Raw genomic sequence first — 21,353 nt, 5'->3', positions numbered from 1 at the left:
CATGACGCACGACGCATGACGCACCAGGCTGGCCGGCGCCGCGACGCTGCTTGCACCGCACCCCTCACGGCTGGGCAGGCTGATGCGACGGTGCGCTACACGCCCGCGCCACAGGCAGGGGCCGACCGTCAGTGAGGTGGGCGAAGAGGCGGCGGCGCGGTAGTCACTCACGGACCCCGTAGACGCGGCACGCCGACGTGTTGCTCCGAGCGCACCGCGCTCCGCCCGGAGCCTGCCGCCTCCGGTTCCGGTTCCGGTTCCGCCAGGCACCGGGGGTTCGTGCTACCCGGTCAACGCCGCGTGCAGTGGGGCCAGCAGGGAGACGTCGTCGGTGGTGACGGTGAGGTGGGTGGCGCCGGCGGACCGCCATGCGTCGGCAAGGGAGCGCCAGGTGTCCGGCCGGCCGGGGACGGGACGGAGGCGGGCCTCGGTGCCGAAGGCGGCCCAGTCACGGCCGGCTTCGGTCACCGCCGTACGCAGCTCGGCGATGAGTGCGGCACCGCGGTTGACCCGGTTGGCGAGCAGGCCGGACATGGTGAAACCGTCGGCGAGGGTGGCGATCCGGCGCAGTGCGCCCGGTCTGCCTCCGGTGCGCAGGGTGCCGCCGCCCATCCAGAGCGGTATCCGACGCGGCCGGGGAGTGAGGGTGACGCCGGAGAACGCGACGTGTTCGCCGGCGAAATCCGCTTCCGGCCGCGTCCACAGCAGGCGCAGCGCATGGACCTGTTCCTCGAACAGTGCCGCGCGGGCTCCCGGAGCGACACCGAGGGCGGCGGACTCGGCGGGATCGGACCCGAGGGCGATGCCCAGCCGGAGCCGGTCGCCGCTGAGGTGGGCCAGTTGCGCGGCCTGCTTGGCGGCGAGCACCACCGGGCGGTGCGGCAGGATCGTCATCGCGGTTGACAGTTCGATCCGGGTGGTGACCGCCGCCAGGAACGCCACCAGCGTCAGGCTCTCGTAGGTGGGAGTGCTGGACACCAGGCGTTCCGGGACGGACAGATGGTCGTACCCGAGGCGCTCCGCGGTCACGGCGAATTCACGGAGTCCGGCGGGCGAGAGGGTCGTGGGAACGGTCCAGCCGAGGCGGAAGGTCATTTGCGGAAGGTCTCCGGATCGGCGGCGGAGAGGAAGACCGCACGCGGGCGTTCGGCGGGCAGCAACTGGGAGTTGAGGAGGCGTCTTACCGCTTTCGCCCCGCCGGGCAAGGAGCCGGTGACCGACAGATGGACGTCGAGCACTTGCGTGCCGTCCTCGTTCACCACCTCGGGCACGCAGTGCACCACCCCCGGGATGGCGTGTGCGGCTTGCCGGACGGTGTTCAGCGAGACCTTCTCGCCGCGCAGCACCACGAAGTCCGACAGGCGTCCGTGGAAGGTCAGATAGCCGTCGTCGATCGAGAAGGCGTCCCCCGTGGCGATGGTCCGCGGTCCCAGCAGGACTCTCCCACTGTGCTCCCCGACCCGCCGCAGCAGTACGGTGTCGGATTCGACCACCAATTCGCCCACCTCGCCCTGTACCGCGCGCAGCGACGCGCGCACCCCGGGCAGCGGGCGGCCGACCGAGCCGTACCGGTGTGCGGGCTCGGCGTGCGCGGCCAGGGTGGACACGCGCGGCCCGGCCTCGGTGAGCCCGTAGGTGAGATACAGCTCCGCGGACGGTCGCGCGGCCAGCAGGTCCGCCACCTCCGCGGGCGCGAGCCGGTCCCCGCCGACCCCCAGCGCCCGCAGACCACACGGCATGAGTCCGGGGTCGGCCAGCAGTTGGCGGGCGATCGTCGGTGTCACCGCGGAGTGGGTGACCCCGTACGCGGTGACCACCTCGCGGTACGCGACCGGCGAGAACGGTGGGCCGTCGAGCACCAGTCGCGCCTTGGTCACGTACGCGGCGAACGCCTGCGCCACCAGGGCGTAGGAGTAGTACAGCGGCAGGTTCACCAGCAGGGTGTCGGCCGAGGTGATGCCGGTGGCCGCGGCGTGCAGGCGGGCGTTGTGCAGCAGCGAGGAGACCTGGTGCACGCAGGCGCTGAACATCCCCGAGGTGCCGGAGGTGGACAGCAGGATTTCGCCCGACCGGTACGGGGTGGCGGGGTGCCCGGTCGGTACGGCGAACGCGCCGCCCACCGGCACCCGCGGCCCCGTGCCGGTCAGTCGGGTGGTCACCACCACGCCGGCGCCGACGTGCCCTGCCAGCGCGCGGACCCGCTGCCACGGCGTGCTCGGAGGCACGGCCAGCGGCACCAGACCCAGCAGCAGCGACGCAAGCTGCACGCGCAGCAGTTCCACTCCGTTGGCCAGGCAGAGCACGACCGCGTCGCCGGGTGCCAGACCCAGCCCGGCCAGGTCCGCCAGTACGTCGTCCACCCCGGCCGGGGCGCCGGTGTCCAGGCGGGCCGGGGTGCCGCGGACCCGGGTCAGGAAGTCGGCCACCCCGGACCGGGTGAGGCCGTTCACCGGTCCTCCCCGGCCCGGGTCAGGACCAGGCAGCGGCACGTCTCCCGGTCTTCCGCGGTGGATTGCAGGCCGACCAGGATCACGTGCCGGGCGTGGCCGTCCGCGAACCAACCGTCGATCACCGTGAACGCCACGGGGGCGGCCTCGTCCGGATGCGCCGCCAGCATCAGGGACGGCCCGCGCAGCCCGTGGCGCAGGGCGGGCAGCCCGGCCAGTACCCCCGGATTCGCTCCGGCGAAGCGCAGCGGCGAGACCCGGGACCGCGGTACGGAGTCGGCGATGCGGCGTATCGTCCGCTCGCTCCCGGTCGCGCTCATCACCAGGATCGCGGTGTCGTCGGCGGCGTCGAGTACGGGCTCCGTGCAGTCCGTCAGCGCCCGGTCCACGGTCTCGGCGACCAGCCAGGCCGCGGGGTCGGCGTAGAAGGACGGTTTGTTGATCGCGTAGTCGGCCGGGTCCTCGGCGGTCACCGTCGCCGAACCCAGCAGCCGTGTGCCCGGCGGCATCTGTGTCATGCCCCCACCCCTTCGAACAGCAGACACGTGTTGAACCCGCCGAACCCCAATGTCAGGCTCAATCCGGCGCCGGCGCCGACAGGTTGCGCCGATCCCGTAGCCAGCCGCAGCGGTGCCGCCGGATCGCGCAGCCCGACGACCGGCGGAACCCGTCGGTGGCGCAGGGCCAGTACCGTCGCCACGGCCTCGATGGCTCCGGTGGCGCCCAGGCTGTGCCCGAACGCCCCTTTGGTGGCGAAGGTCAACGGCCCGTGATCCCCGAACAGTTCCAGCAGGCTGCGCGCCTCGACCTCGTCGTTGAGTGGTGTTCCGGTCCCGTGGGCGTTGATGACTGCGATATCCGCGGGTGCCAGGCACGCGGATGCCAGGCAGCGTTCCACCGCGCGCACCACGGCTCGTCCGGACGGGTCCGGTGCGGTGAGCCCGGCGGCGTCGTTGGCCGCGCCGGTCCCGCGCAGCCGGGCGTACACCCGGGCGCCGCGCTGCCGGGCGGAGTCGGGGTGCTCGACCACCACGAACGCCGCGCCCTCGCCGAGCAGCATGCCGTCGCGTGCCCGGTCGAACGCCCGTATGCCGGTGGGACTCATCGTGCCCAGCGCGGAATGCCCGAGCCGCTTGGCCTCGGTGACCACGTCCGCCCCGCCCGCCACGCAGACGCGCCGCCGGCCCGAGCGCACCAGGGCGTGCGCGACGGCGATCGCGTCCGACCCCGCGGAGCACGCGGTCATGACACACACCGGCGTACCCGGGTACCCGATGTCCGCCGCCGCGTCGTCGGCCCAGGCGTGCAGCGTCGGCTCCGCCTCGTCCAACGCGGCGCCGAAGCTGGTGCCCAGCACCAGGCCGACCTCGGGGTCGGTGGTGGACAGACCGGCGTCCGCGAACGCGGAGGACAGCGCCCGCCGGGCCAGCACGCGCTGCCGCTCGCTCGATGGAGTCCCGTACGGCACCGACTCGATGACGGCCGCGAAGGTGTTGCGCAACCGGTGCGGCGAGTCGACCGGCGCCAGACCCGAGTGACCCGCGCACAGCCGCTCCCACACCGCCTCCGGGTCCCGGCCCAGCGGAGTGTCCCAGGCCAGTCCGGTGATCACCGGGGTCACCACGGCCGGGCCCCCGCGGGATCGACCTTCACCCGGCTCATCGCGCCGCGGAACCCGGCGACCGACCGGCCCTCCACGGTCACCGCGGCGGAGAAGGCGAAGGTGTGGCCGGACAGTCGGTCCGCGCGGACGTCGAGCACGACCTGGTCGCCGGGCACGACCGGCGCGAGGAAGCGGGACTTGACCGTGCCGACCAGGGTCACCTCGTCGTCGGCGAGCGGGGCGCTGCTCAACTGGTAGAGCAGCACGCCGGATTGGGCAAAAGCCTGCATGGTGTGGCTGCCGGGCAGGATCACCCCCGGGGTCAGGCCGCGCTCGGGCAGGTGCCCGGACAGTGCGCCCATCTCGGCCGAGACGGCGAACATACTGCGCAGGAACACACCGGGCTCATGGTCCAGAACCCGGTCGATGAACAGTCGGGGATGGCGTCCGCGCACCAGGGCGGCGATTGCCGAGGTACCCAGCGGCCGAGCCGCGCGGACCGCTGCGGGAGGGGGTGCCGATTCGTTCGTGTGCCGCATCCGGGACGATTCCTCTCAGTGTCTTTCGCAGCGGCGCCGGCAGGGGCACCGCACGCCGGGTGGCGGGGTCGACGGCGGCGAAGACGAGGTCGCCGGTCACCAGCGGGGTGCGGGCGCCGTCCTCCTCCTCGCGCAGCAGACTTACCGCGAGCGCGAACCAGGCCGCGCCGACGTGGTCGACCCGGGTGTCTGCGACGATCACGTCGCGGTACCCGGCGCTGTGGAGATAGGTCACCCGCAGGTCGGCGGCGACCAGGTCGACGCCCGCCGCGCTGAAGGCGGTCAGACCCGCGTGGTGCGCTTCGAGGTGTTCGGTGCCCGCGGTCTCCATCAGCGAGGTGTAGCGGGAGAAGTGCACGATCCCGGTCGCGTCGGTGTCGACGTGCTCGACCCGGGTGCGGAACCCCGCGCTCACCGCATCGCCCGGGCGCCTGCCGCCACCCGGTCCACGATCTCGTGGGCCTGCGTCGCGGTGGCGATCAGCGGCAGCACGATCCGCAGGGTGGGATGGACGTAGCGCCGGCCGCCGAGGCGTTTCCCCGCGCCCGCCATGAACTCCGCGTACACGCCCGCTTCGATCAGCTCCCGGCGCAGCTCGCCGATCCGATCCGCCGCCGCGGCGGTCAGCTCCACTCCGAGCATGGCCCCGGTACCGCGGACCTCGCTGAACACGTCCGGGTGGCGGCCCACCAAGGCGGCGTCCAGGTATTCGGCCAGGTTCCCGCCGACGTCGGCCGACCGTCGCAGCAGCCCTTCGGTCTCGATGTGTTCGATGCCGTCACGGATCACCGCGCAGTTCAGCGGCCGTAGATCGGAGGTGGTCACGGCGCCGGAGGAGCGGACGGCCAGATCCTTGCGGGCGATCACCATCGACGTGGACACCGCGCCCATGCCCAGGAATTTCCCGATGACGGTGATGTCGGTGGGCACCGGCCCGTCCGCGTCGCGCATGGCGAACCAGTCGCCGGTCTTGGCGAACGTCAGCACCTCGTCGGCCACGAGCAGCACGTCGTCGGCCGTGCAGCGCCGCGCGAGTTCGCGCAGGTAGCCGGGTGGAGGCAGGAGAATGCCCGCGTCTCCCTGGATCGGTTCGACCACTACGGCCAGCAGCCGGTCGGCGGACGCGGCGAAGTACTCCGCCAGGGCGTCGAGGTCGCCGAACGGGATGTGTTCGACCCGGACGCCGTACGAACCGGCGGGGTCCGGCGCGGGCAGTCCGGCCCGGTAGTACCTGCGGTTGAGCAGCTGCACCAGCCCACCGGTCCAGCCGTGCCAGGCACCCTGGAAGGCCAGGATGGTGTCGCGCCGCTCCTTGCCCGGGCGGTGGCGCAGCCGCCGGCCGTCGAACCGGGACTCCAGCACGAGCCGTAACGCCAACTCGTTTCCCTCCGAGCCGGAGTTGCGTCCGCTGACGTGGTACTGCCCCGCGGGGAAGTGAGCGGTCCACAGTCCGCCGGGGCCGAAGAGCCGGTCGAGGAGTTCCGCCCGTTCCAGCGAACCCAGTTCGTCGGTGACGTTGCCGACCCCGGTGCCGCGCGTCAGCGCCGCGCGTACGACGGGGTGGTCGCCGCCCAGGGTCGCGCTGGCGTAGCCGCCGCTGGCGTCCAGCAGCCGCAGCCGTCTGCCCCGGCCCGCCGGGCTCAGGTCGACCACCTCAAGCTCCAGGCCGCGCCCGCCCACACAGGCGAACGGCAGCCGCGCCGTCCCGTAGTGGTTCAGGTGCAGGTCCGTGCCGCGCGACAGCACTCCGGTCGGTTCCTCGGCGCGGTCGTCCCGGGCGACCGGGGCCGTACTCACGGGACGGCCGGGGGGTGTTCGGCCCCCGACAGCCGCTCGACCAGTGCGAGTACGTCGCCGAGGGTGGACAACTCCCCCGCGGCGACGGCCTCGTCGGGGATGTTGATGCCGAACGCCTCCTCGCACTGCACGCGCAGTTCCACGAATCCGAGGGAGTCCATGCCGTAGCTCTCGCGGAGGCTGTCGTCGAGCCGCATCTGATCGATCGGCACCTCCACCAGCACATCGGAGTGCAGAATGCGTTTGATGGTTTGCAAAGAGTTCACCAGGGTTTTCCCCTCAGCGTGGGTTCATCCAAAAGGCCACGGCCGGCGTCCGGCACATGGGAAAGGGAGATGAGATCGCGGCGAAAGTCGGGCCGGAGGTGAGCCGGCACCGATCGGAAACATGGCGGTGCCAGCCATTCACGCTCACCGAAGCTAGTTGAGGCTTTACCGCCTGTCAATGCGGTCCCCGATTTTGCTCGTTATCCACCTTCGAGCATCGACCTCATTGGGATTTTGCACATGAGTTCGGCGGCGTTTCGGCCACTCGCGTTCGGCGATGGATATACCTGTGGAACAGAATCCCTTGGACCACCGCCCACGCCCGCGGATCCAGCACGAAGAGCGTTTCTCGGAGCCGGTCGAGGCGCGTTTCAGAGCGATCGTTATGCACCTTTTTCGTTATTTGTCACACATTTCCACCTGGCGCAGACTGCGCTTGTAGTGATGAATCGCCCCGGACTAGACTCAAGTCGTCTATTTGCCTACCTGGTGGACGCCGAGTGCGGAACGAGTAGGCAACCGGGCGCCCCGGTGACAACACCGTCGGGTTTCGCGCCCGGAATCCCCTGCGATTCACCGCAAGCGCATTATGTGATTGCGCTGCCCAGTCCCTTCCTTTCCGGCCTTTCCGGTGGCCGAAGTCCGCCCGATGGCACGGCCACCGGCAGAAACTTTCGAAGGAACCGCGAAAAGTCATGAGTGTCACCCCGGACGCCTTGCGTGGCGTCACCCTGTTTGTCGGCGGCCCGATCCAGCACGCCCTGGTGCCCGGCGGAATGGCGACGCCGATCCGCGAATGCGTGAGCCTGACCATCGATCAGTCCCAACGGGCCGGCGCCACGGTGCTCTCCGCACACGTGGCAGAGCGGTTCGGCGCCGACACCGCTTCGTTCACCCCCGAAGAGGTGTCCGTACGCGACTACGCCTGGATGCGCGAGTGCGATGTGTTCGTGCCGGTCCTGCCGGTGCTCGACGGCACCCTGCTGCGCACGGACGGCACACACATCGAATTGGGGTGGGCCAGCGCGCTGGGCCGCCCCATCGTGGGCATCACCGACCAGCCCTTCGCCGAGTCGGCCAGCCACCTGCTCAAGGGGCTCGCCCAGGTCGCCGCCGCCACGTTCCTGTCCGCCGAGGAGATCGCCACCGAACCGGCGCTGCTGGTCGACGGCGTGCTCGCGGCGCTGGGCCGGACCAGGACGGCCGTCTGACATGGCGGCCACGACACATGTGCTGGGGATGGACCTGGCCAATCCGGTCGTGGTCGGTTCCGGCCTGCTCACCGACCAGGAACGCAACATCCGCAGACTGCTGAACTCCGGTGCGGGCGCGGTCATCACCAAAACCATCCACCCCAACCCGCCAACCGGCCTGGACGAGCGCATCGTCCGGCTGCCCACCGGAATGATCAACAGCACCACCTACTCCAAACGGTCCGTCGACCACTGGGTGGGCATCCTGCGCGACCTGGCACGGGACCGGCTGCCGGTCATCGCGTCGCTGCACGCCGACAGCCCCGCGGAACTGGCCGAGTTGGCGGCCCAGGTGGAGGCGGCGGGCTGCCGGGCACTGGAGCTCGGCATCTCCTGCCTCAATGAGACGGACGGCCTCGACGACACTCCCGAGCGGGTACACGCCTACACCGCGGCCGCCCGCGCCGCGACGCGGGTGCCGTTCTCGGTCAAACTGGCCAGCGGCGAGGGCCTCCACGCCCGGGCGTTCGCCGCCGCCCGGGCCGGCGCGGACGCGGTGACCATCAGCGACACCCTGCCCGCCGCCGCCGTACACCCGGAGTCCGGCGACCTCCGCCTCGGCGGAGTGTTCGGCTACTCCGGACCAGGCATCAAACCTCTCGTACTGGCCTCACTGTGGAAGCTGTGCAGAGCCGGGTTCCCGCTGCCCGTGCTGGGCTCCGGCGGCGTGCAATCGGGCCGGGACGTCCACGACTACCTGCGGGTCGGCGCGGTGGCGGCCCAGGTGTACACCGCGCTGCACACCGACATGAGCCCCACACTGGCCCGGATCGTGGCCGAGGCCACCGGGCTGCGCAACACCGACCACGGCTCCGAACCCTTCACCGGAGCCGACCGATCAGAGCAGGTGCGGTCATGACCCCCCGATCGGCCGGGCCGCACCTGTGCGACCTGAGCAGCGCCGAGATCCTGGCGGCCACCGCCGGGCAGACCCTGGCGTGGCCAGTGGGGTCCATCGAACAGCACGGTCCGCACCTGCCGCTGTCCGTGGACACCCTCCTGGCCGACGCCTTCGCCCAGCAGATCGCCTACGAGCTGAACGCCCTGACCCTGCCGGCGCAGTCCATCGCGGCGCGGTCGTTGCCGCAGAGCGGGGGCGGACTGGCCTTTCCCGGCACCGTCCACGTACGAGGTCAGTCCCTGCTGGCCTTCCTTGAGGACGCGCTGGAGTCGTTGTGCGCCCTGCCGTGGCGCCGATTGCTGATCGTCAACGGCCACTTCGAGAACGAGCCGTTCCTGTTCGAGGCCCTCGACGAGGTGGGGCGACGGCCAGCGGCCGCGGGCAAGGAGTTCATCGCACTGAGCTGGTGGAGCCTGGTCGACACGGACTGGCTGGCCGGGCGGGTGCCGCTCTTCCCGGGGTGGCACGCCGAGCACGCGGGGATCACCGAGACCAGCCTGATGCTCTACCTCCGTCCGGACCTGGTCTCGGCCGCGCGGCCCGACCACGCCGACCCACCCCGCCCGGGGATCTATCTGCACCCCGTCGACGTGAACCGCACGACCAACCAAGGTGTCCTGTCGAACACTTCGGACGCCACCGCAGCCCTGGGCAAGGACCTCTTCTGGCACGTGGTCTCGGCCGCTGTCGCCCTGGTCTCCGAGGGCAACGGACTGCTGCGCGAGGAGCAGACATGACCACACCCACCCTCTGCGTGAGCAACGCCGTCGACACCCTGCGCGACTTCGCGGTCCGCGCCGACGACGTCGACGCGTTGCTGTCGGAGTGCTACGCCCAGCAGGACCAGGCGCTGTTCTGGGGACCGCTGGACAAGATGCTCATCACCTACGAGCCGATCGGAGACCTGGACTGGCAGCGGAAGTTCCTGGAGATCGACGACGTGGTGAACCTCAGCCCGGCGGGCCGCACCGGCTCACTGTTCGCCGACACGCTCGCCGATCCCGGGCTGATGGCCGCCGTGGCCGCCCACGCGGGGCCGGGCCGCCGGCTCCGGCTGATCCCGCACACGACCACCACCGACCTGTGGCGGTTCACCGAGGTCCTGCGCACCCGGTACGGCGTGGCAGTCGAGTTGCCGGAGAGCCCGCCGCAACAGGGCTTGCGCGACCTGTTGGACACCAAGACCGGCCTGCGCGACCTGGCCACCGACCTCGGCATGACCGACGGGCCCTGCCGCATCCCGCCCGGTACGCACTGCTCCGGGAAGCACGAGGTGCCGGCGGCGGTGCGGAACATGCTCGCGACGGGCACGCCCTGCATCGTCAAGGCGGACCGCGGGGAGGCGAGCCTCGGTCTGCTGATCTTCCGGCCGGGCGACGACGACATCGCCGAACGCTTGGCCGCGAGCACGTTCTACGACGAAGATCCGGTGGTGGTCGAGGAGTTCCTCGACGGCGACATCGCCTTCCCGTCCGTGGAGTACATGGTGCCCGTGGACGCCCCGCCCCACCTGTGCTACACGACCGACATGCTGTTCGAGGGCGCCACCCACCTGCGCGGCAACGTCACCGCGCGGGAACTGCGTGACCGATGGTGGTACCGCCCGCTGACCGACGGCGGACTCCGGCTGGCCGAGGAGATGCAACGGCGCGGCTACCGCGGGCGCTTCGGCATCGACGCGATCGCCCGCGACGACGTCGTCTACATGCACGACCTCAACGCCCGTCGCACCGGGTCGAGCCATGTGCACGAATTCGGCGAGCACCTCATCGGCCCCGGCTACCTCGACACCCACGCGGTCGGCAACTACGACTTCTACGGACTGCCGGCCGGACTGGATCTGCCGGAAGTGCTGCGCCTGCTCGGACGGCTGGTGGCCTCGCCCCGGCACGCCGAACGGGGTGTGGTTCCCACCGAGCTGACGGATCTGCGAACTGGCAGACTGAGCTGCATGTTCTACGCCTCGAACCTGGCCGAGCTGGACGATCTGATCATCAGAGTCAGGACGGCTCTGGGCCCCGGCCGGTGACCAGCACGCTGCCTGTGGTCGGGGCCCGGCGCTGGCTGGTGCTGACCGTGGTGCTGTGGTGCTTCCTGCCCGCGGCCATTGACGTCACCATCCTCACCATCACCGTCCCGACCCTCGCCCACGAGCTGCACGCGACCCCGTCCGAAGTGCTGTGGACAGTGGACGTGTACTCGCTCCTGATGGTCGGACTGGTGCTGGTGAGCGGGCCGTTGGGCGACCGGATCGGACACCAGCGCCTGTTGCTGGCCGGGTTGGCGGTCTTCAGCGCGGCCTCGGCACTGTGCGCGATGGCATCGGGGCCGCTGACCCTGATCGGTGCCCGGGCGCTGCTGGCGGTCGGCGCTTCGATGATCATCCCGGCCACGCTGGCGCTCATCCGGCAGACGTTCGGCGACGGCCGCGACCACGCGGTGGCCATCGGGGCGTGGAGCGCGGTCGCCGCCGGAGCCTCGGCGCTGGGGCCGGTGGTGGGCGGCTTCCTGCTCCAGCATTTCTGGTGGGGTTCGATCTTCCTGGTCAACCTGCCGGTGGTGGCGCTGGCCATGCCCGCTGTGGCGCTGCTGCTGCGCAACAAGGTCGAGGCCGAGCGGCAACCCTGGGAGGCCACCTCGCCCGTCCTGTCGATCGTGGGGTTCCTGGGCAGTGCCTACGCCATCATCACCTTCACCCACGACGGCGTCGGACCGCTGGAGGTGGCACTGCCGGCCGTGATGGGCCTGACCGCACTGGTCCTGTTCGTACGACGGCAGCAGCGCGCGCCGCACCCGATGTTGGACCTGTCGCTGTTCCGGCTGCCCGGGCTGCGTGCCGGAGTGGTGGCCTCGGTGCTGCCGGTGCTGGTGATGGTCGGCTTCGAACTCCAACTGGTGCAGTACCTCCAGTTCGTCGAGGGACTGTCGGCGGAGGCCGCCGCCCTGTACCTGATCCCGATGCCGGTGGCCGCGATGGTGGCGGGCCCGGTGGGCGGAATGATCCTCTCGCGGGTGGGACAACCGCGTGCGGACGTGCCCGCCGGCCTGCTGCTCGCAGTGAGCGGGTACGTCCTGGTCGCTTCCGGCACGCTGGTCCCGCTCGGCCTGGCCCTGATCGGGTTCGGCCACGGGCTGGTCCAAATGGTCGCCTCGAACCTGATCATGGCCACCGCGCCGTCCTCCCAGGCGGGTGCGGCGGCAGGCATCGAGTCCGTCTCCTACGAGGCCGGTGCCGGCCTGGGAATCGCCATCTTCGGCACGGTCACCGCGGTGGCCTACCGCTCGCTTCTCCCCCCGGGCACGTCGACGTCCCCGCTGGAAGCGGGTAACTCCCCGGAAACGGCTCAGGCGTTCGCCGAGGCGTTCCACACCACCACATGGCTGGCCGCCGCCCTCACCCTGGCCACGATCTTCCTGGCCACCCCGAAATCACCAGCGACTCACGCTCCGCCCGGGGATCCCCAGTAAGTGCCAGCTGTTCGACCGGCGTTCTCGCCCCACGCGTGAAGTGACGAGCCGTCCGGTCCAAAGACCACCGGGCGGACCTCCTGAACCTGCCCCTCCCCCACCCCCAGGCCGAGATCGCATGCGCGGGAGAAGTGGAACCACGTCCAAACACCCAGGACGCGTGTCTTCGTACGTGGTTCCGCGTCAGGCCCCTCCCTCAGAATCCGCCGAACGACAACTGACTTCCGCAAAGCGACCCAACTGGCTTGGTACGGGGAGCGCCGTTCAGGTCTCGTCCACTGACGGCGGTTCGACGAAGGCGCCGGCGGCTGCGGCGAGGGCGGCGGTTCTGGCTGCCTGGCCGGGCAGTTGCGGATCGGCGGGTGTGCGCAGGAGCACCAGCTGGTGGTACAGCGGCGCGGTGGCGGCGATGAGCAGTCGCCGAGCGTCGGTTGGCGGTGGGAGCTCGCCGCGCCGGACGGCCCGGCCGACGATGATCTCGCAGCGGGCGTAGCGGTCCTCCCAGAGCCGCTGTTGGGCCTGGGCGGCTTTCTCGGAGCGGAACGAGGCGGCGATCAGCGCTACCACGATCGGTGGCCGTGCGGTCAGGGCTGCCTGGATCTCCTCGTTCAGTGCTGCCAGATCACCTTCCAGCGAGCCGGTGTCCGGTGGCTGCCAGTCGTCGTCGCTCGCCGCGTCGAGGACATCGGCGAGCAAGCCACCGACGTCCCCCCAGCGCCGGTACACCGTGGTGCGGTGCACACCTGCGCGGGCGGCGACGGCGTCGGTGGTGAGCCCGTCGTAACCGTGTTCGCCGAGCTCGGCACGGACCGCGTCGAGGACCTGCGTGCGGATACGGGCGGTGCGGCCTCCGGGGCGGCGCCGGGGCGGCGGCGGCCGGGTGCCTTCTGGTTCCGGGCCTGGTTCTGAGTCCGTGGAAGTCATCACTGCTAATCGTTTGCTCGGCGGGACGGCATTATGCCAACATCTTAAAGCAGCAACTGTCGCACTAGTGGAGTGATCGATGCTCTTCCGAAGCGCTCACCCGGCGCGAACGGCCCGATGACGGGGAGGTCGTCGTCCAGGCCACCGGTGGCGTCGGCCAACTGGCCCAAAACGCACGGATGGAGCCGCCGGCCACCGTCCAGCAGGTCATCGACCGGACCCTGAGTGAAGTGCCTGCCGCCGAGCAGCGTACGCCGAGGCCCTCCAGCCCCACAGACATCCCCACAGACATCCCCACAGACATGCCTACAGACATGCCTACAGACATCCCTACAGAAAGGAAGCAATTCGTGACCCCGCCTGTTCCCGCCGACCCGACCGTGGTGCATCCGATGCCCGAGCAGCCGCGGATGGTGCTGCTGAAGCCGCTGATCACCTCGCCGCTGATCGAGGTCGGGGAGTTCTCCTACTACGACGATCCCGATGACCCGACCGCGTTCGAGACCCGCAACGTGCTGTACCACTACGGGCCGGAGAAGCTGGTCATCGGGAAGTTCTGCGCGCTGGGCGAGGGTGTGCGGTTCATCATGAACGGCGCCAACCACCGTATGGACGGCCCCTCGACGTTCCCGTTCCCCATCATGGGCGGTTCCTGGTCCGAGCACTTCGACCTCATCACCGGCCTGACCAGACGCGGCGACACCGTGGTGGGCCATGACGTCTGGTTCGGCTACCGGTCCATGGTGATGCCCGGCGTCCGCATCGGCCACGGAGCGATCATCGCTTCCGGCTCCGTCGTCGTCGACGACGTCCCCGACTACGGCATCGTCGGCGGCAACCCCGCCCGTCTCATCCGCCGCCGCTACAGCGACGCCGACATCAACCGCCTCCTGACCCTGGCCTGGTGGGACTGGCCGCTCCAGCACCTCACCGAAAACGTCCGCACCATCATGTCCGGCAGCATCGACGACCTGGAGAACGCGGCGCCCGCGCTCCCGCAACAGTGATCTACTCGCGCGCCAGCACGTCACCGCTCCCAAGTTCACCTCAGAGTCCCGGAGTTGGGGAATCAAGTCATCAGCATGCCGACTTCGTCCCACGACAACCCGTTCGCCGAGTGGCTTCGCACCCACGCCGTCCCCCTCACCCACCTCGACCCTGAGGCATCACTCGACGACCTGGAGCCGCTGCGCGCCACCACCGGACACACCGCGGACATGCCCCGCGACGAGAACACGCGCTTCGGCTTCACCATCGACGCCACCGCGCTGGAGCCGGCCGAGCCGGGAAGCGTCGAAGCCGCCTTCTCCGACGCCGAACTCGGGCTCAGCATTGCCGATTTCCACCAGGCGCACCCACCGGCGTGCGGAAACGCCGACCTCGCCCCGGGCCCCGACCGCATCCGGATCCAAAGCGCCTACCTCCACACCCCCGTCCTCGAAGCGTTCGACGCCATCCTCCACACCCCGACCTCCACCGTCGCCGACAACCTCGACGACATGTGAGACGCGCTGGGACCGCGGCCCGCGGTCCCTCGCTCTACCGCCCGCGTTGGCTGGGGCGACCGAGGTGACTGGGGTGGCCGAGGTGACTGGAGTGTCCCCCACACGGAAATCGCCCGGTGCCACCTCCGCCGAATGACCGGAGCTCACACCCGCTCCTCCCGCAACTCCCCCGTACCCGCGCATCGTTCGGGAGCCCCGAGGATCGCCTGCAGCAGGCCGGGAAAGCGGCGTTCCATGTCCGCGCGGCGGACGCGGACCACCCGCTTACGGCCGTCGACGACCGTCCTCGTCAGGCCCGCCTCACGCAGGACCCGGTAGTGGTGGGAGACGGTCGGGTTGCTCAGACCCAGGTCCGCCCGCGCCACCAGGATCGCGCAGTCGATCGGGTCGATGGCCTCGTAGAGCGCCCGCATCAACGTGCGCCTCCCCGGATCGGCGAGCGCGCTCAGGATGACCGTCAGGTCGAACGAGTCGACGGACGGTTCGGGCAGTGTGCGTGGCATCCGCAGACCCTCCACTCTTTGATAGTCATCGAATCGTAGACTAGCCTCCACGATATGACGATTCCACAATCATCGAATTCATCGCCGACCTGGCGGTTAGTCATCCTTGCCGTCGGCACGTTCGTACTCGGCGTCGACGGATTCGTGCTGCCGGGGCTACTCCCCGACATCTCCCAGGACTTGGCGGTGAGCACGTCCGCCGCGGGTCAGCTCACCACCGCCTTCGCCGTCGCCTACGCGATCGGCTCGCCCGTCATCGCCACACTGACGGGCCGGCTGGATCGGCGCGTCGTCATCGGCGCGGGCATGATCGCCTTCCTCGTCGGCATGGTGCTCCAGGCCGCGGGGCCGACCTACGCGGTCGTGCTGGTGGGCCGGGTCGTCGCGGCGCTGGGCGCAGCGGCGTTCCAGGCCAACGCCTTTGCCGTTGCCGGGGTGTTGGCCCCGCCCGAGCAGCGGGCCCGGGCCTTCGCGGTGATCGGTGCGGGGCCCAGCCTCGCCGCGGTTCTCGGCGTGCCCTTCGGGCTGCTGATCGGCCAACTGTGGGGCTGGCGCGGCACCCTGTGGACGATCGTCGTGCTGGCCGCGGTGGCTGCGGTGCTCGCGGGCATCGCGATGCCGTCGATGACGCTTCCCACGACGACGATGCGGGAGAGGGTCGCAGTGCTCGTCAACCCGCGCATCCTCATCCTGCTCGCAGTGAGCGCCCTGGTGCTCGCGCCGACGTTCCTGATCTCCTCCTACACCGCGGCCATCGTCGGGACGAGCACCTCGGGCAGCAGCAACGCGATCCTGGCGGCGCTCCTGGTCTACGGTGCGGGCTTCTTCCTGGGCAACCGGCTGATCGGCACGTTCGCGGACCGGTTCGCCTCGCTGACCGTACTCACCACCGGACTGGGCATCGTCACCGCCGGATCGGCCCTGCTGGCCGTGGTCCAGCACTGGTTCGCGCCCACCCTGGTGGCACTGTTCATCCTCGGTCTGATGGGGTCCGCGCTGTTCATCCCCCAGCAGAGCCGGGTGTTCGTCGCGGGTGGCGACGCGGCCACCGTCGCACTGAGCCTCAACGGGTCGATGAACTACGTCGGCACCGCGCTCGGCGCCGGCATCGGCGGCGCGGTGCTCTCCGTCGGCGGGGCGCTCTGGCTGGCGCCGGCCTCCGCCGTTCTCGCCACCCTGGTGGCGGGCTTCGCACTGCTCACCGCACCCGAGCGCAGGACGACGAAGGAGACGGCGCCCGTCCAGACCCGACAACCCGAGCCCACCCCGAACGAGGCATAACGCCCGGCACAGGCCACCTCGTGCGTCGACCGGGGCCTGGCGGAGCTCGGTGACCGGCCGCACCCCCGCGACGTCCTACGGTGATGCTCACCGAGATGCTCCCGTTGCATCCGGACGCCCGCGCGACCAGCCGGATGAGCGCCGCCTACGTCCTGGAGGCCCTGCTCGACGAGCACATCCACGCGCGGGCGCGGCACGGGATCACCCAAGGACGCGCTGTCGTCGAGCAGTTGGTGCGCCGGGCAATCGCCGAGGGGCACATCCCACCGGACCGCGACCCGGTGGCCGAGACCAACCTGCTCCTCGCCCTCACCGGCTTCACCACCCTCATCGAACTGGACGTGGTCGACCCCCAGGACACCCTCATCGCCATCGATCTCCACCTGGACCGGCTGTTCACCGACAGCTCCGCCCGATGACCTCGCGTCCCCGTGGCGGGAGCGGCCACGGGCAACTGCTTGACTGATGTCCATGACCTCACCCAGTTTCGAGACCGCGAAGCCCGACCAGATCAGCTATCTCGACCGGCTCGCCGCCAGCGATCTCGGCCGCTCTTACAAGCAGCGCATGCTCGACGAGTTGGCGGTCCGTGCCGGCCAGACGGTACTGGACCTCGGGTGTGGTCCCGGTACCGATCTCGGGGCCCTCGCCGAGGCGACCACCGCGACGGGCGCCGTGCTCGGTTTCGACCGCGACCAGGCCATGGTCGACGCGGCCCGGGCACGCACCGCCGACCAGCCCGTGGTGGACGTCCGGCTGGGCGACATCCACAACCTGGCACTGCCCGACCAGTCCGCTGACCGGGCACGCACCGACCGGGTGCTTCAGCACGTCACCGATCCCGGCCTGGCACTCGCCGAGATCCGTCGGGTCCTGCGGCCGGGCGGGCGCCTCGTCATGGGCGAGCCCGACTGGGAAACCCTGACCGTCGACCACCCCGACGGGGCCCTGACGCATGCCTACACCCGCCACGTCGCCGACGAGGTGGTACGCAATGCGGGGATCGGCAGGCAGCTTGCCCGCCTGGCGACCGGAGCCGGATTCGCGGTGCCTGCGGTCATTCCCCTCACGTCGGTCTTCCGTGACGTCCGGGTCGCCGACCAGGTCCTCGGCCTGGAACGCACCACACGCCGCGCGGTCACCGCCGGCTACTTCACCGAGGAAGCGGCAGAACGCTGGTTGGCCCACCTCACCCAGGGGCCGTTCCTCGCCGCGGTGACGTTCTACCTCGTCGTGGCCGAGGCGTGAACGCCCCTACCGCGTCGGCCTCACCCCGCTGCGCTCCGTGCGCGGGGTGAGCGAGGGCGCATCCAGCCCGAAGAACGTCGCCGTGTAGCAGCTGGAGCAGAGGGAGTTGAGCTGGTAGGTGCCGGTGGTCCCGCACCAGTCGGTCTCGGATGTGGCGCCGGGCCCCATTGCGCCGCCGTGCGGGTGGGGGCGGTGGCGGGAGCGCTACGAGGCGGTCCCGACGGCATACGGTTCCCACGGCGACCTCGGTATGGCGGTCACTCCCACTCCCGCGCACCGGAAAGTGTGCTGCGCTCCCATGTGCCGAGGACCGTGTCGTTCCTATCGTTTCGGTCATGCAGAGCAGCCACAGCCCCGATGAAGGGCCGTACGCGGCGGACGATCCGCGCGATGTCGTCGATCAAGTAGCGGTCGGTGCCCGGTTCCTGGCCGGCCGGACCGCCATGGTCACCGGAGCGGCCAGCGGCATCGGGCGGGCCTGTGCGGTGGCACTCTCGGCCGCGGGAGCCCACGTCCGCGTGGTGGACCGTACCGAGGAGGCGGCCGAACGGCTCGCCGAGGCGATCGGTGGCACCGCCCACATCGTCGACCTGTCCGTTCCGGACGCGGTGGACACGCTCCCCGATGACGCCGACGTGGTGGTCAACAACGCCGGTCTGCAACACGTGGCCGCCATCCACGAATTCCCGCCGGACCGCTTCGGTCTGATGCAACGGGTCATGGTGGAGGCCCCCTTCCGCATCCTGCGCCGCACCCTGCCGCAGATGTACGGGCGCGCATGGGGACGGGTGATCAACATCTCCTCCGTCCACGGATTGCGCGCCAGTCCCTACAAGTCGGCCTACGTGGCGGCCAAGCACGCGCTGGAGGGCCTGAGCAAGGTCGTCGCCCTCGAAGGCGCCGAGCACGGGGTGACCAGCAACTGCATCAATCCGGGCTATGTGCGTACCCCGTTGGTCGAGCAGCAGATCGCCACCCAGGCCCGCGCCCACGGGATCCCCGAGGACGAGGTGGTGGCACGCGTGATGCTGGACCGCACGGCGATCAAGCGCCTGATCGAGCCCGACGAAGTGGCGCGGGCCGTGCTGTGGCTGTGCTCCCCGCAGGCCGGCTGCATCACCGGCACGTCCCTCCCCCTCGACGGGGGTTGGACCGCCCGCTGACCCTTGGCAAGTCTTCGACCGCGCCGACGGCAGCGTGCTACGCGACTGGTTGCTGACGCGCCTGGAGATCACCAACGACCCCCGCACGGAACGCCGTTGGGACCCCTCGCCGCCCCCAGGGCGACGCGGCGGCGCGCCGGCACGGACCGCCACCGCCGCCGGGCGGACGACGAGCCGGCCCCAGCGAACGGAAAAGCCAGGTGACCGTGGCCAGGCAGAGCCCGGCCACGGTCACCTGGGAAATGCTCCAGCGCAGGCACCCGCAGTGATCCACGGGGCGAACGCTGCCCGATGCCGACTAGGTCGCAGAGGTGCGACGGCCACCTCGGCGGTCGGAGCCCCGGCCACCGGCGCCGTTGCCGGCAGCGCCGCCCGTGGCCCCGCCGGCTGCCGTACGGCGGCCGGATCGGCGGACACCCTTGCCGGCGGCGGCGCCGGCCGCCGCCCCGGCCGCGGCCCGACGGTCGGAGCCCCGGCCGCCCGCGCCGACGGCACCTCCGGTGGACCCGCCTGCTCCCGCCCGGCGGGAAGAGCTGCGCCCGCCGGTGGCGGAAGCGCCACCGGCCGGCGCCGCCCCGGCCGCGGTACGGCGGTCCGAACTCCGGCCCCCCGTCCCGGCGGGGGCAGCCTTCGCCGCTCCGGCCCCGCCACCGCTCCGGCGTCGGCGGCCGGACCGCCCACCGCCCTCGGTGCCGGGCTTCCGCTCCGAGCGGGACGCCGGTGTCGCCGGCTGGGGGACCTCGATGGTGACGGCCACGCCGGACGGCTCGCGGGCACCGGTGATGGTGGACAGTTCCGCGTCGCTCGACGTGATGCGGGCCGTCCGGGGACGGATGCCCGCGGCCGACATCAGCTGGGTGACGTCCCGCTTCTGGTTGGGCAGGACCAGCGTGACCACACTGCCGGAACCGCCGGCGCGGGCCGTACGCCCTCCCCGGTGGAGGTAGTCCTTGTGGTCGGTGGGGGGATCGACGTTGACGACGAGGTCGAGATCGTCGACGTGGATGCCCCGGGCCGCGACGTTGGTCGCCACCAACGCGGTGACCTGGCCGTTCTTGAACTGTTCCAGGGTGCGGTTGCGCTGCGGCTGGGAACGACCGCCGTGCAGTGCCGCCGCTCGCACACCGACGGCCAGGAGCCGCTTGGCGAGCCGGTCGGCGGACCTCTTGGTGTCGAGGAAGAGGATGACCCGACCGTCACGGGCCGCGATGCGCGTGGTGACGGCCTTCTTGTCGGTCTCGTCCAGGATGTGCAGCACGTGGTGCTCCATGGTGGTCACCGCTCCCGCGGACGGGTCCACGGAATGCACCACGGGGTCCGTCAGAAACCGCTGCACCAGGCGGTCGATGTTGCGGTCCAGCGTGGCCGAGAAGAGCATGCGCTGACCGTCCGGCCGCACGTTCTCGATCACCTTGGTGATCTGCGGCAGGAAGCCCATGTCGGTCATCTGGTCGGCTTCGTCCAGCACCGTGATGCGTACGCCGTCGAGCCGGCAGTCCCCGCGTTCCACGAGGTCATTGAGCCGGCCGGGAGTCGCCACGAGCACCTCGACACCGCGTCGGAGCGCACCGGCCTGCTTCATGATCGACAGCCCGCCGACCACAGTGGTCAGCCGGAGGTTCACCGCCGTCGCATAGGGCGTCAACGCGTCCGCCACCTGCTGGGCGAGTTCACGGGTGGGCACCAGCACGAGGGCGAGCGGAGCCTTGGGCTCCGCACGCAGTCCGGCCGTACGGGCCAGGAGCGCCAGTCCGAACGCGAGGGTCTTGCCGGAACCGGTGCGTCCCCGTCCCAGCAGGTCACGACCGGCGAGCGAGTTGGGCAGCGTAGCGGCCTGGATGGGGAAGGGAGTGGTCACTCCTTGTGCGGTGAGGGTCTTCAGCAACCCCGCAGGCATGTCCAGACCGGCGAAGTCCTCGACGGCGGGAAGTGCGGGTGTCGTGCTTTCCGGTAGCCGGAATTCCCTCGGCGACGACGCGGACGGCGAGGGCGACGAGGCGCGCCGGTTCGACTTCTGGGACCTGCGGGACATGCAGTTATTTGCCTTCCTGGAAACAGCACAAACCGGGGTCCGCACCATGCGGTGCGGACCCCGGTAAGCGGATACGCGTCCGGCGATTACGCGGGGACGATGTTCTCCGCCTGCGGGCCCTTCTGGCCCTGCGTCACGTCGAAGGAGACCCGCTGGCCCTCCTGGAGCTCACGGAAGCCCTGGGACTGGATGTTCGAGTAGTGGGCGAAGACGTCGGGGCCGCCGCCATCCTGCTGGATGAAGCCGAAACCCTTTTCGGCGTTGAACCACTTCACGGTTCCCTGTGCCATGACCATTCTCCTTCTGGTAGGCAGAGGCCCCATCCGGAGAGTCCGGAAAACAAATAATGCGCCTGAGGAGGAACATTCCCGTCAGGCGCACATAGGTTCATGGGTACCACAACTGCAACACGGAAACCGTAGC

General features: G+C 70.6%; 24 protein-coding genes. 11 read left to right on the top strand and 13 right to left on the bottom strand.

Translation table 11 applies throughout. From position 1 onward, the window contains the following. Window positions 1–282: 282 nt before the first annotated feature. From ACFVT2_RS18795 to ACFVT2_RS18760, 8 genes are read right to left on the bottom strand one after another with little or no spacing between them, the layout of a single operon-like run. Window positions 283–1,095, bottom strand: a complete 813-nt coding sequence (locus tag ACFVT2_RS18795) for a TIGR03619 family F420-dependent LLM class oxidoreductase (protein ID WP_390018927.1) — start codon at window positions 1,093–1,095, stop codon at window positions 283–285. Then, the gene (locus tag ACFVT2_RS18790; RefSeq protein WP_390018924.1) at window positions 1,092–2,450 is read right to left on the bottom strand and encodes a class I adenylate-forming enzyme family protein; all 1,359 of its coding nucleotides are present in this window, start codon (window positions 2,448–2,450) and stop codon (window positions 1,092–1,094) included. Before ACFVT2_RS18790 ends, ACFVT2_RS18795 begins: the two co-directional genes overlap by 4 nt. Beyond that, window positions 2,447–2,965, bottom strand: coding sequence for a polyketide synthase (locus ACFVT2_RS18785; RefSeq protein ID WP_390018921.1), 519 nt, complete (start codon window positions 2,963–2,965; stop codon window positions 2,447–2,449). The genes ACFVT2_RS18790 and ACFVT2_RS18785 overlap by 4 nt, the downstream gene beginning before the upstream one ends. Then, window positions 2,962–4,071, bottom strand: a complete 1,110-nt coding sequence (locus tag ACFVT2_RS18780; RefSeq protein ID WP_390018919.1) for a beta-ketoacyl-[acyl-carrier-protein] synthase family protein — start codon at window positions 4,069–4,071, stop codon at window positions 2,962–2,964. The genes ACFVT2_RS18785 and ACFVT2_RS18780 overlap by 4 nt, the downstream gene beginning before the upstream one ends. Continuing rightward, window positions 4,065–4,448: a 3-hydroxyacyl-ACP dehydratase FabZ family protein gene (locus ACFVT2_RS18775; protein ID WP_390018917.1), complete on the bottom strand. Its 384-nt coding sequence runs from the start codon at window positions 4,446–4,448 to the stop codon at window positions 4,065–4,067. Before ACFVT2_RS18775 ends, ACFVT2_RS18780 begins: the two co-directional genes overlap by 7 nt. Window positions 4,449–4,455: 7 nt before the next feature. Then, a complete protein-coding gene (locus ACFVT2_RS18770; RefSeq protein ID WP_390018915.1) occupies window positions 4,456–5,004 on the bottom strand; it encodes an acyl-CoA thioesterase in 549 nt (182 codons plus the stop codon). Then, entirely contained in the window at window positions 5,001–6,386 is a 1,386-nt protein-coding gene (locus ACFVT2_RS18765) for an aminotransferase class III-fold pyridoxal phosphate-dependent enzyme (RefSeq protein WP_390018913.1), read from the bottom strand. Before ACFVT2_RS18765 ends, ACFVT2_RS18770 begins: the two co-directional genes overlap by 4 nt. Next, window positions 6,383–6,652 (bottom strand): acyl carrier protein, encoded by a 270-nt coding sequence (locus tag ACFVT2_RS18760; RefSeq protein ID WP_390018911.1) that lies wholly within the window; start codon window positions 6,650–6,652, stop codon window positions 6,383–6,385. Before ACFVT2_RS18760 ends, ACFVT2_RS18765 begins: the two co-directional genes overlap by 4 nt. 695 nt (window positions 6,653–7,347) lie before the next feature. On the opposite strand from ACFVT2_RS18760, the gene ACFVT2_RS18755 reads away from it, so the two are divergent. From ACFVT2_RS18755 to ACFVT2_RS18735, 5 genes are read left to right on the top strand one after another with little or no spacing between them, the layout of a single operon-like run. Then, window positions 7,348–7,863, top strand: coding sequence for a hypothetical protein (locus ACFVT2_RS18755; protein WP_390018908.1), 516 nt, complete (start codon window positions 7,348–7,350; stop codon window positions 7,861–7,863). A gap of 1 nt (window position 7,864) precedes the next feature. After that, window positions 7,865–8,764: a dihydroorotate dehydrogenase gene (locus tag ACFVT2_RS18750; protein ID WP_390018906.1), complete on the top strand. Its 900-nt coding sequence runs from the start codon at window positions 7,865–7,867 to the stop codon at window positions 8,762–8,764. Beyond that, the gene (locus ACFVT2_RS18745; protein WP_390018903.1) at window positions 8,761–9,543 is read left to right on the top strand and encodes a creatininase family protein; all 783 of its coding nucleotides are present in this window, start codon (window positions 8,761–8,763) and stop codon (window positions 9,541–9,543) included. The genes ACFVT2_RS18750 and ACFVT2_RS18745 overlap by 4 nt, the downstream gene beginning before the upstream one ends. Continuing rightward, window positions 9,540–10,835, top strand: a complete 1,296-nt coding sequence (locus ACFVT2_RS18740) for a hypothetical protein (protein ID WP_390018901.1) — start codon at window positions 9,540–9,542, stop codon at window positions 10,833–10,835. The genes ACFVT2_RS18745 and ACFVT2_RS18740 overlap by 4 nt, the downstream gene beginning before the upstream one ends. After that, a complete protein-coding gene (locus ACFVT2_RS18735; RefSeq protein ID WP_390018899.1) occupies window positions 10,832–12,274 on the top strand; it encodes an MFS transporter in 1,443 nt (480 codons plus the stop codon). Before ACFVT2_RS18740 ends, ACFVT2_RS18735 begins: the two co-directional genes overlap by 4 nt. 264 nt (window positions 12,275–12,538) lie before the next feature. Here the strand turns inward: ACFVT2_RS18735 and ACFVT2_RS18730 are convergent, their stop codons facing one another. Continuing rightward, window positions 12,539–13,198, bottom strand: a complete 660-nt coding sequence (locus ACFVT2_RS18730; RefSeq protein WP_390018897.1) for a TetR/AcrR family transcriptional regulator — start codon at window positions 13,196–13,198, stop codon at window positions 12,539–12,541. A gap of 392 nt (window positions 13,199–13,590) precedes the next feature. Here ACFVT2_RS18730 and ACFVT2_RS18725 point away from each other — a divergent pair, with 392 nt between their 5' ends. Both ACFVT2_RS18725 and ACFVT2_RS18720 read left to right on the top strand, forming a co-directional pair. Beyond that, complete coding sequence (locus ACFVT2_RS18725) at window positions 13,591–14,205, top strand: CatB-related O-acetyltransferase (RefSeq protein ID WP_390019101.1); 615 nt, start codon at window positions 13,591–13,593, stop codon at window positions 14,203–14,205. A 75-nt stretch (window positions 14,206–14,280) separates the two neighbouring features. Beyond that, window positions 14,281–14,703: a hypothetical protein gene (locus ACFVT2_RS18720; protein WP_390018895.1), complete on the top strand. Its 423-nt coding sequence runs from the start codon at window positions 14,281–14,283 to the stop codon at window positions 14,701–14,703. A gap of 143 nt (window positions 14,704–14,846) precedes the next feature. Here the strand turns inward: ACFVT2_RS18720 and ACFVT2_RS18715 are convergent, their stop codons facing one another. Further along, window positions 14,847–15,206 carry an ArsR/SmtB family transcription factor gene (locus tag ACFVT2_RS18715; RefSeq protein ID WP_390018893.1) on the bottom strand — a complete coding sequence of 120 codons (360 nt, stop codon included), beginning with the start codon at window positions 15,204–15,206 and terminating at the stop codon, window positions 14,847–14,849. Between the two features lie 54 nt (window positions 15,207–15,260). Here ACFVT2_RS18715 and ACFVT2_RS18710 point away from each other — a divergent pair, with 54 nt between their 5' ends. The 3 genes from ACFVT2_RS18710 (at window position 15,261) to ACFVT2_RS18700 (ending at window position 17,735) form a co-directional block, all read left to right on the top strand. Then, window positions 15,261–16,487 carry an MFS transporter gene (locus ACFVT2_RS18710; protein WP_390018891.1) on the top strand — a complete coding sequence of 409 codons (1,227 nt, stop codon included), beginning with the start codon at window positions 15,261–15,263 and terminating at the stop codon, window positions 16,485–16,487. Between the two features lie 83 nt (window positions 16,488–16,570). Further along, window positions 16,571–16,906: a TetR family transcriptional regulator C-terminal domain-containing protein gene (locus tag ACFVT2_RS18705; protein ID WP_390018889.1), complete on the top strand. Its 336-nt coding sequence runs from the start codon at window positions 16,571–16,573 to the stop codon at window positions 16,904–16,906. Window positions 16,907–16,958: 52 nt separating this feature from the next. Next, the gene (locus ACFVT2_RS18700; RefSeq protein WP_390018887.1) at window positions 16,959–17,735 is read left to right on the top strand and encodes a methyltransferase domain-containing protein; all 777 of its coding nucleotides are present in this window, start codon (window positions 16,959–16,961) and stop codon (window positions 17,733–17,735) included. 6 nt (window positions 17,736–17,741) lie between these two features. Here the strand turns inward: ACFVT2_RS18700 and ACFVT2_RS18695 are convergent, their stop codons facing one another. After that, window positions 17,742–17,903 carry a hypothetical protein gene (locus ACFVT2_RS18695; protein ID WP_390018885.1) on the bottom strand — a complete coding sequence of 54 codons (162 nt, stop codon included), beginning with the start codon at window positions 17,901–17,903 and terminating at the stop codon, window positions 17,742–17,744. A 167-nt stretch (window positions 17,904–18,070) separates the two neighbouring features. On the opposite strand from ACFVT2_RS18695, the gene ACFVT2_RS18690 reads away from it, so the two are divergent. Next, on the top strand, window positions 18,071–18,898 hold the full coding sequence (locus ACFVT2_RS18690; protein ID WP_390018882.1) for a 3-hydroxybutyrate dehydrogenase: 828 nt from the start codon (window positions 18,071–18,073) through the stop codon (window positions 18,896–18,898). Window positions 18,899–19,196: 298 nt separating this feature from the next. Here ACFVT2_RS18690 and ACFVT2_RS18685 read toward each other — a convergent pair whose 3' ends face one another. Then, window positions 19,197–20,930, bottom strand: a complete 1,734-nt coding sequence (locus ACFVT2_RS18685) for a DEAD/DEAH box helicase (RefSeq protein WP_390018880.1) — start codon at window positions 20,928–20,930, stop codon at window positions 19,197–19,199. A gap of 86 nt (window positions 20,931–21,016) precedes the next feature. Continuing rightward, window positions 21,017–21,220 (bottom strand): cold-shock protein, encoded by a 204-nt coding sequence (locus tag ACFVT2_RS18680; RefSeq protein ID WP_016578941.1) that lies wholly within the window; start codon window positions 21,218–21,220, stop codon window positions 21,017–21,019. Window positions 21,221–21,353: the final 133 nt, after the last annotated feature.

The sequence above is a fragment of the Streptomyces sp. NPDC058000 genome, assembly GCF_042886435.1.
Lineage (GTDB): Bacteria > Actinomycetota > Actinomycetes > Streptomycetales > Streptomycetaceae > Streptomyces.
This window is presented reverse-complemented; position numbering and strand designations above follow the sequence as displayed.

Excerpts from the sequence above, each read along its gene's own strand:
- ACFVT2_RS18785 (WP_390018921.1), bottom strand. The coding sequence starts at position 2,965 with ATGACACAGATGCCGCCGGGCACACGGCTGCTGGGTTCGGCGACGGTG.
- ACFVT2_RS18695 (WP_390018885.1), bottom strand. The coding sequence starts at position 17,903 with ATGGGGCCCGGCGCCACATCCGAGACCGACTGGTGCGGGACCACCGGC.
- ACFVT2_RS18745 (WP_390018903.1), top strand. The coding sequence starts at position 8,761 with ATGACCCCCCGATCGGCCGGGCCGCACCTGTGCGACCTGAGCAGCGCC.
- ACFVT2_RS18795 (WP_390018927.1), bottom strand. The coding sequence starts at position 1,095 with ATGACCTTCCGCCTCGGCTGGACCGTTCCCACGACCCTCTCGCCCGCC.
- ACFVT2_RS18700 (WP_390018887.1), top strand. The coding sequence starts at position 16,959 with ATGACCTCACCCAGTTTCGAGACCGCGAAGCCCGACCAGATCAGCTAT.
- ACFVT2_RS18715 (WP_390018893.1), bottom strand. The coding sequence starts at position 15,206 with ATGCCACGCACACTGCCCGAACCGTCCGTCGACTCGTTCGACCTGACG.
- ACFVT2_RS18680 (WP_016578941.1), bottom strand. The coding sequence starts at position 21,220 with ATGGCACAGGGAACCGTGAAGTGGTTCAACGCCGAAAAGGGTTTCGGC.
- ACFVT2_RS18690 (WP_390018882.1), top strand. The coding sequence starts at position 18,071 with ATGCAGAGCAGCCACAGCCCCGATGAAGGGCCGTACGCGGCGGACGAT.
- ACFVT2_RS18705 (WP_390018889.1), top strand. The coding sequence starts at position 16,571 with ATGCTCACCGAGATGCTCCCGTTGCATCCGGACGCCCGCGCGACCAGC.
- ACFVT2_RS18755 (WP_390018908.1), top strand. The coding sequence starts at position 7,348 with ATGAGTGTCACCCCGGACGCCTTGCGTGGCGTCACCCTGTTTGTCGGC.
- ACFVT2_RS18685 (WP_390018880.1), bottom strand. The coding sequence starts at position 20,930 with ATGTCCCGCAGGTCCCAGAAGTCGAACCGGCGCGCCTCGTCGCCCTCG.
- ACFVT2_RS18740 (WP_390018901.1), top strand. The coding sequence starts at position 9,540 with ATGACCACACCCACCCTCTGCGTGAGCAACGCCGTCGACACCCTGCGC.
- ACFVT2_RS18710 (WP_390018891.1), top strand. The coding sequence starts at position 15,261 with ATGACGATTCCACAATCATCGAATTCATCGCCGACCTGGCGGTTAGTC.
- ACFVT2_RS18720 (WP_390018895.1), top strand. The coding sequence starts at position 14,281 with ATGCCGACTTCGTCCCACGACAACCCGTTCGCCGAGTGGCTTCGCACC.
- ACFVT2_RS18725 (WP_390019101.1), top strand. The coding sequence starts at position 13,591 with ATGCCCGAGCAGCCGCGGATGGTGCTGCTGAAGCCGCTGATCACCTCG.
- ACFVT2_RS18730 (WP_390018897.1), bottom strand. The coding sequence starts at position 13,198 with ATGACTTCCACGGACTCAGAACCAGGCCCGGAACCAGAAGGCACCCGG.
- ACFVT2_RS18750 (WP_390018906.1), top strand. The coding sequence starts at position 7,865 with ATGGCGGCCACGACACATGTGCTGGGGATGGACCTGGCCAATCCGGTC.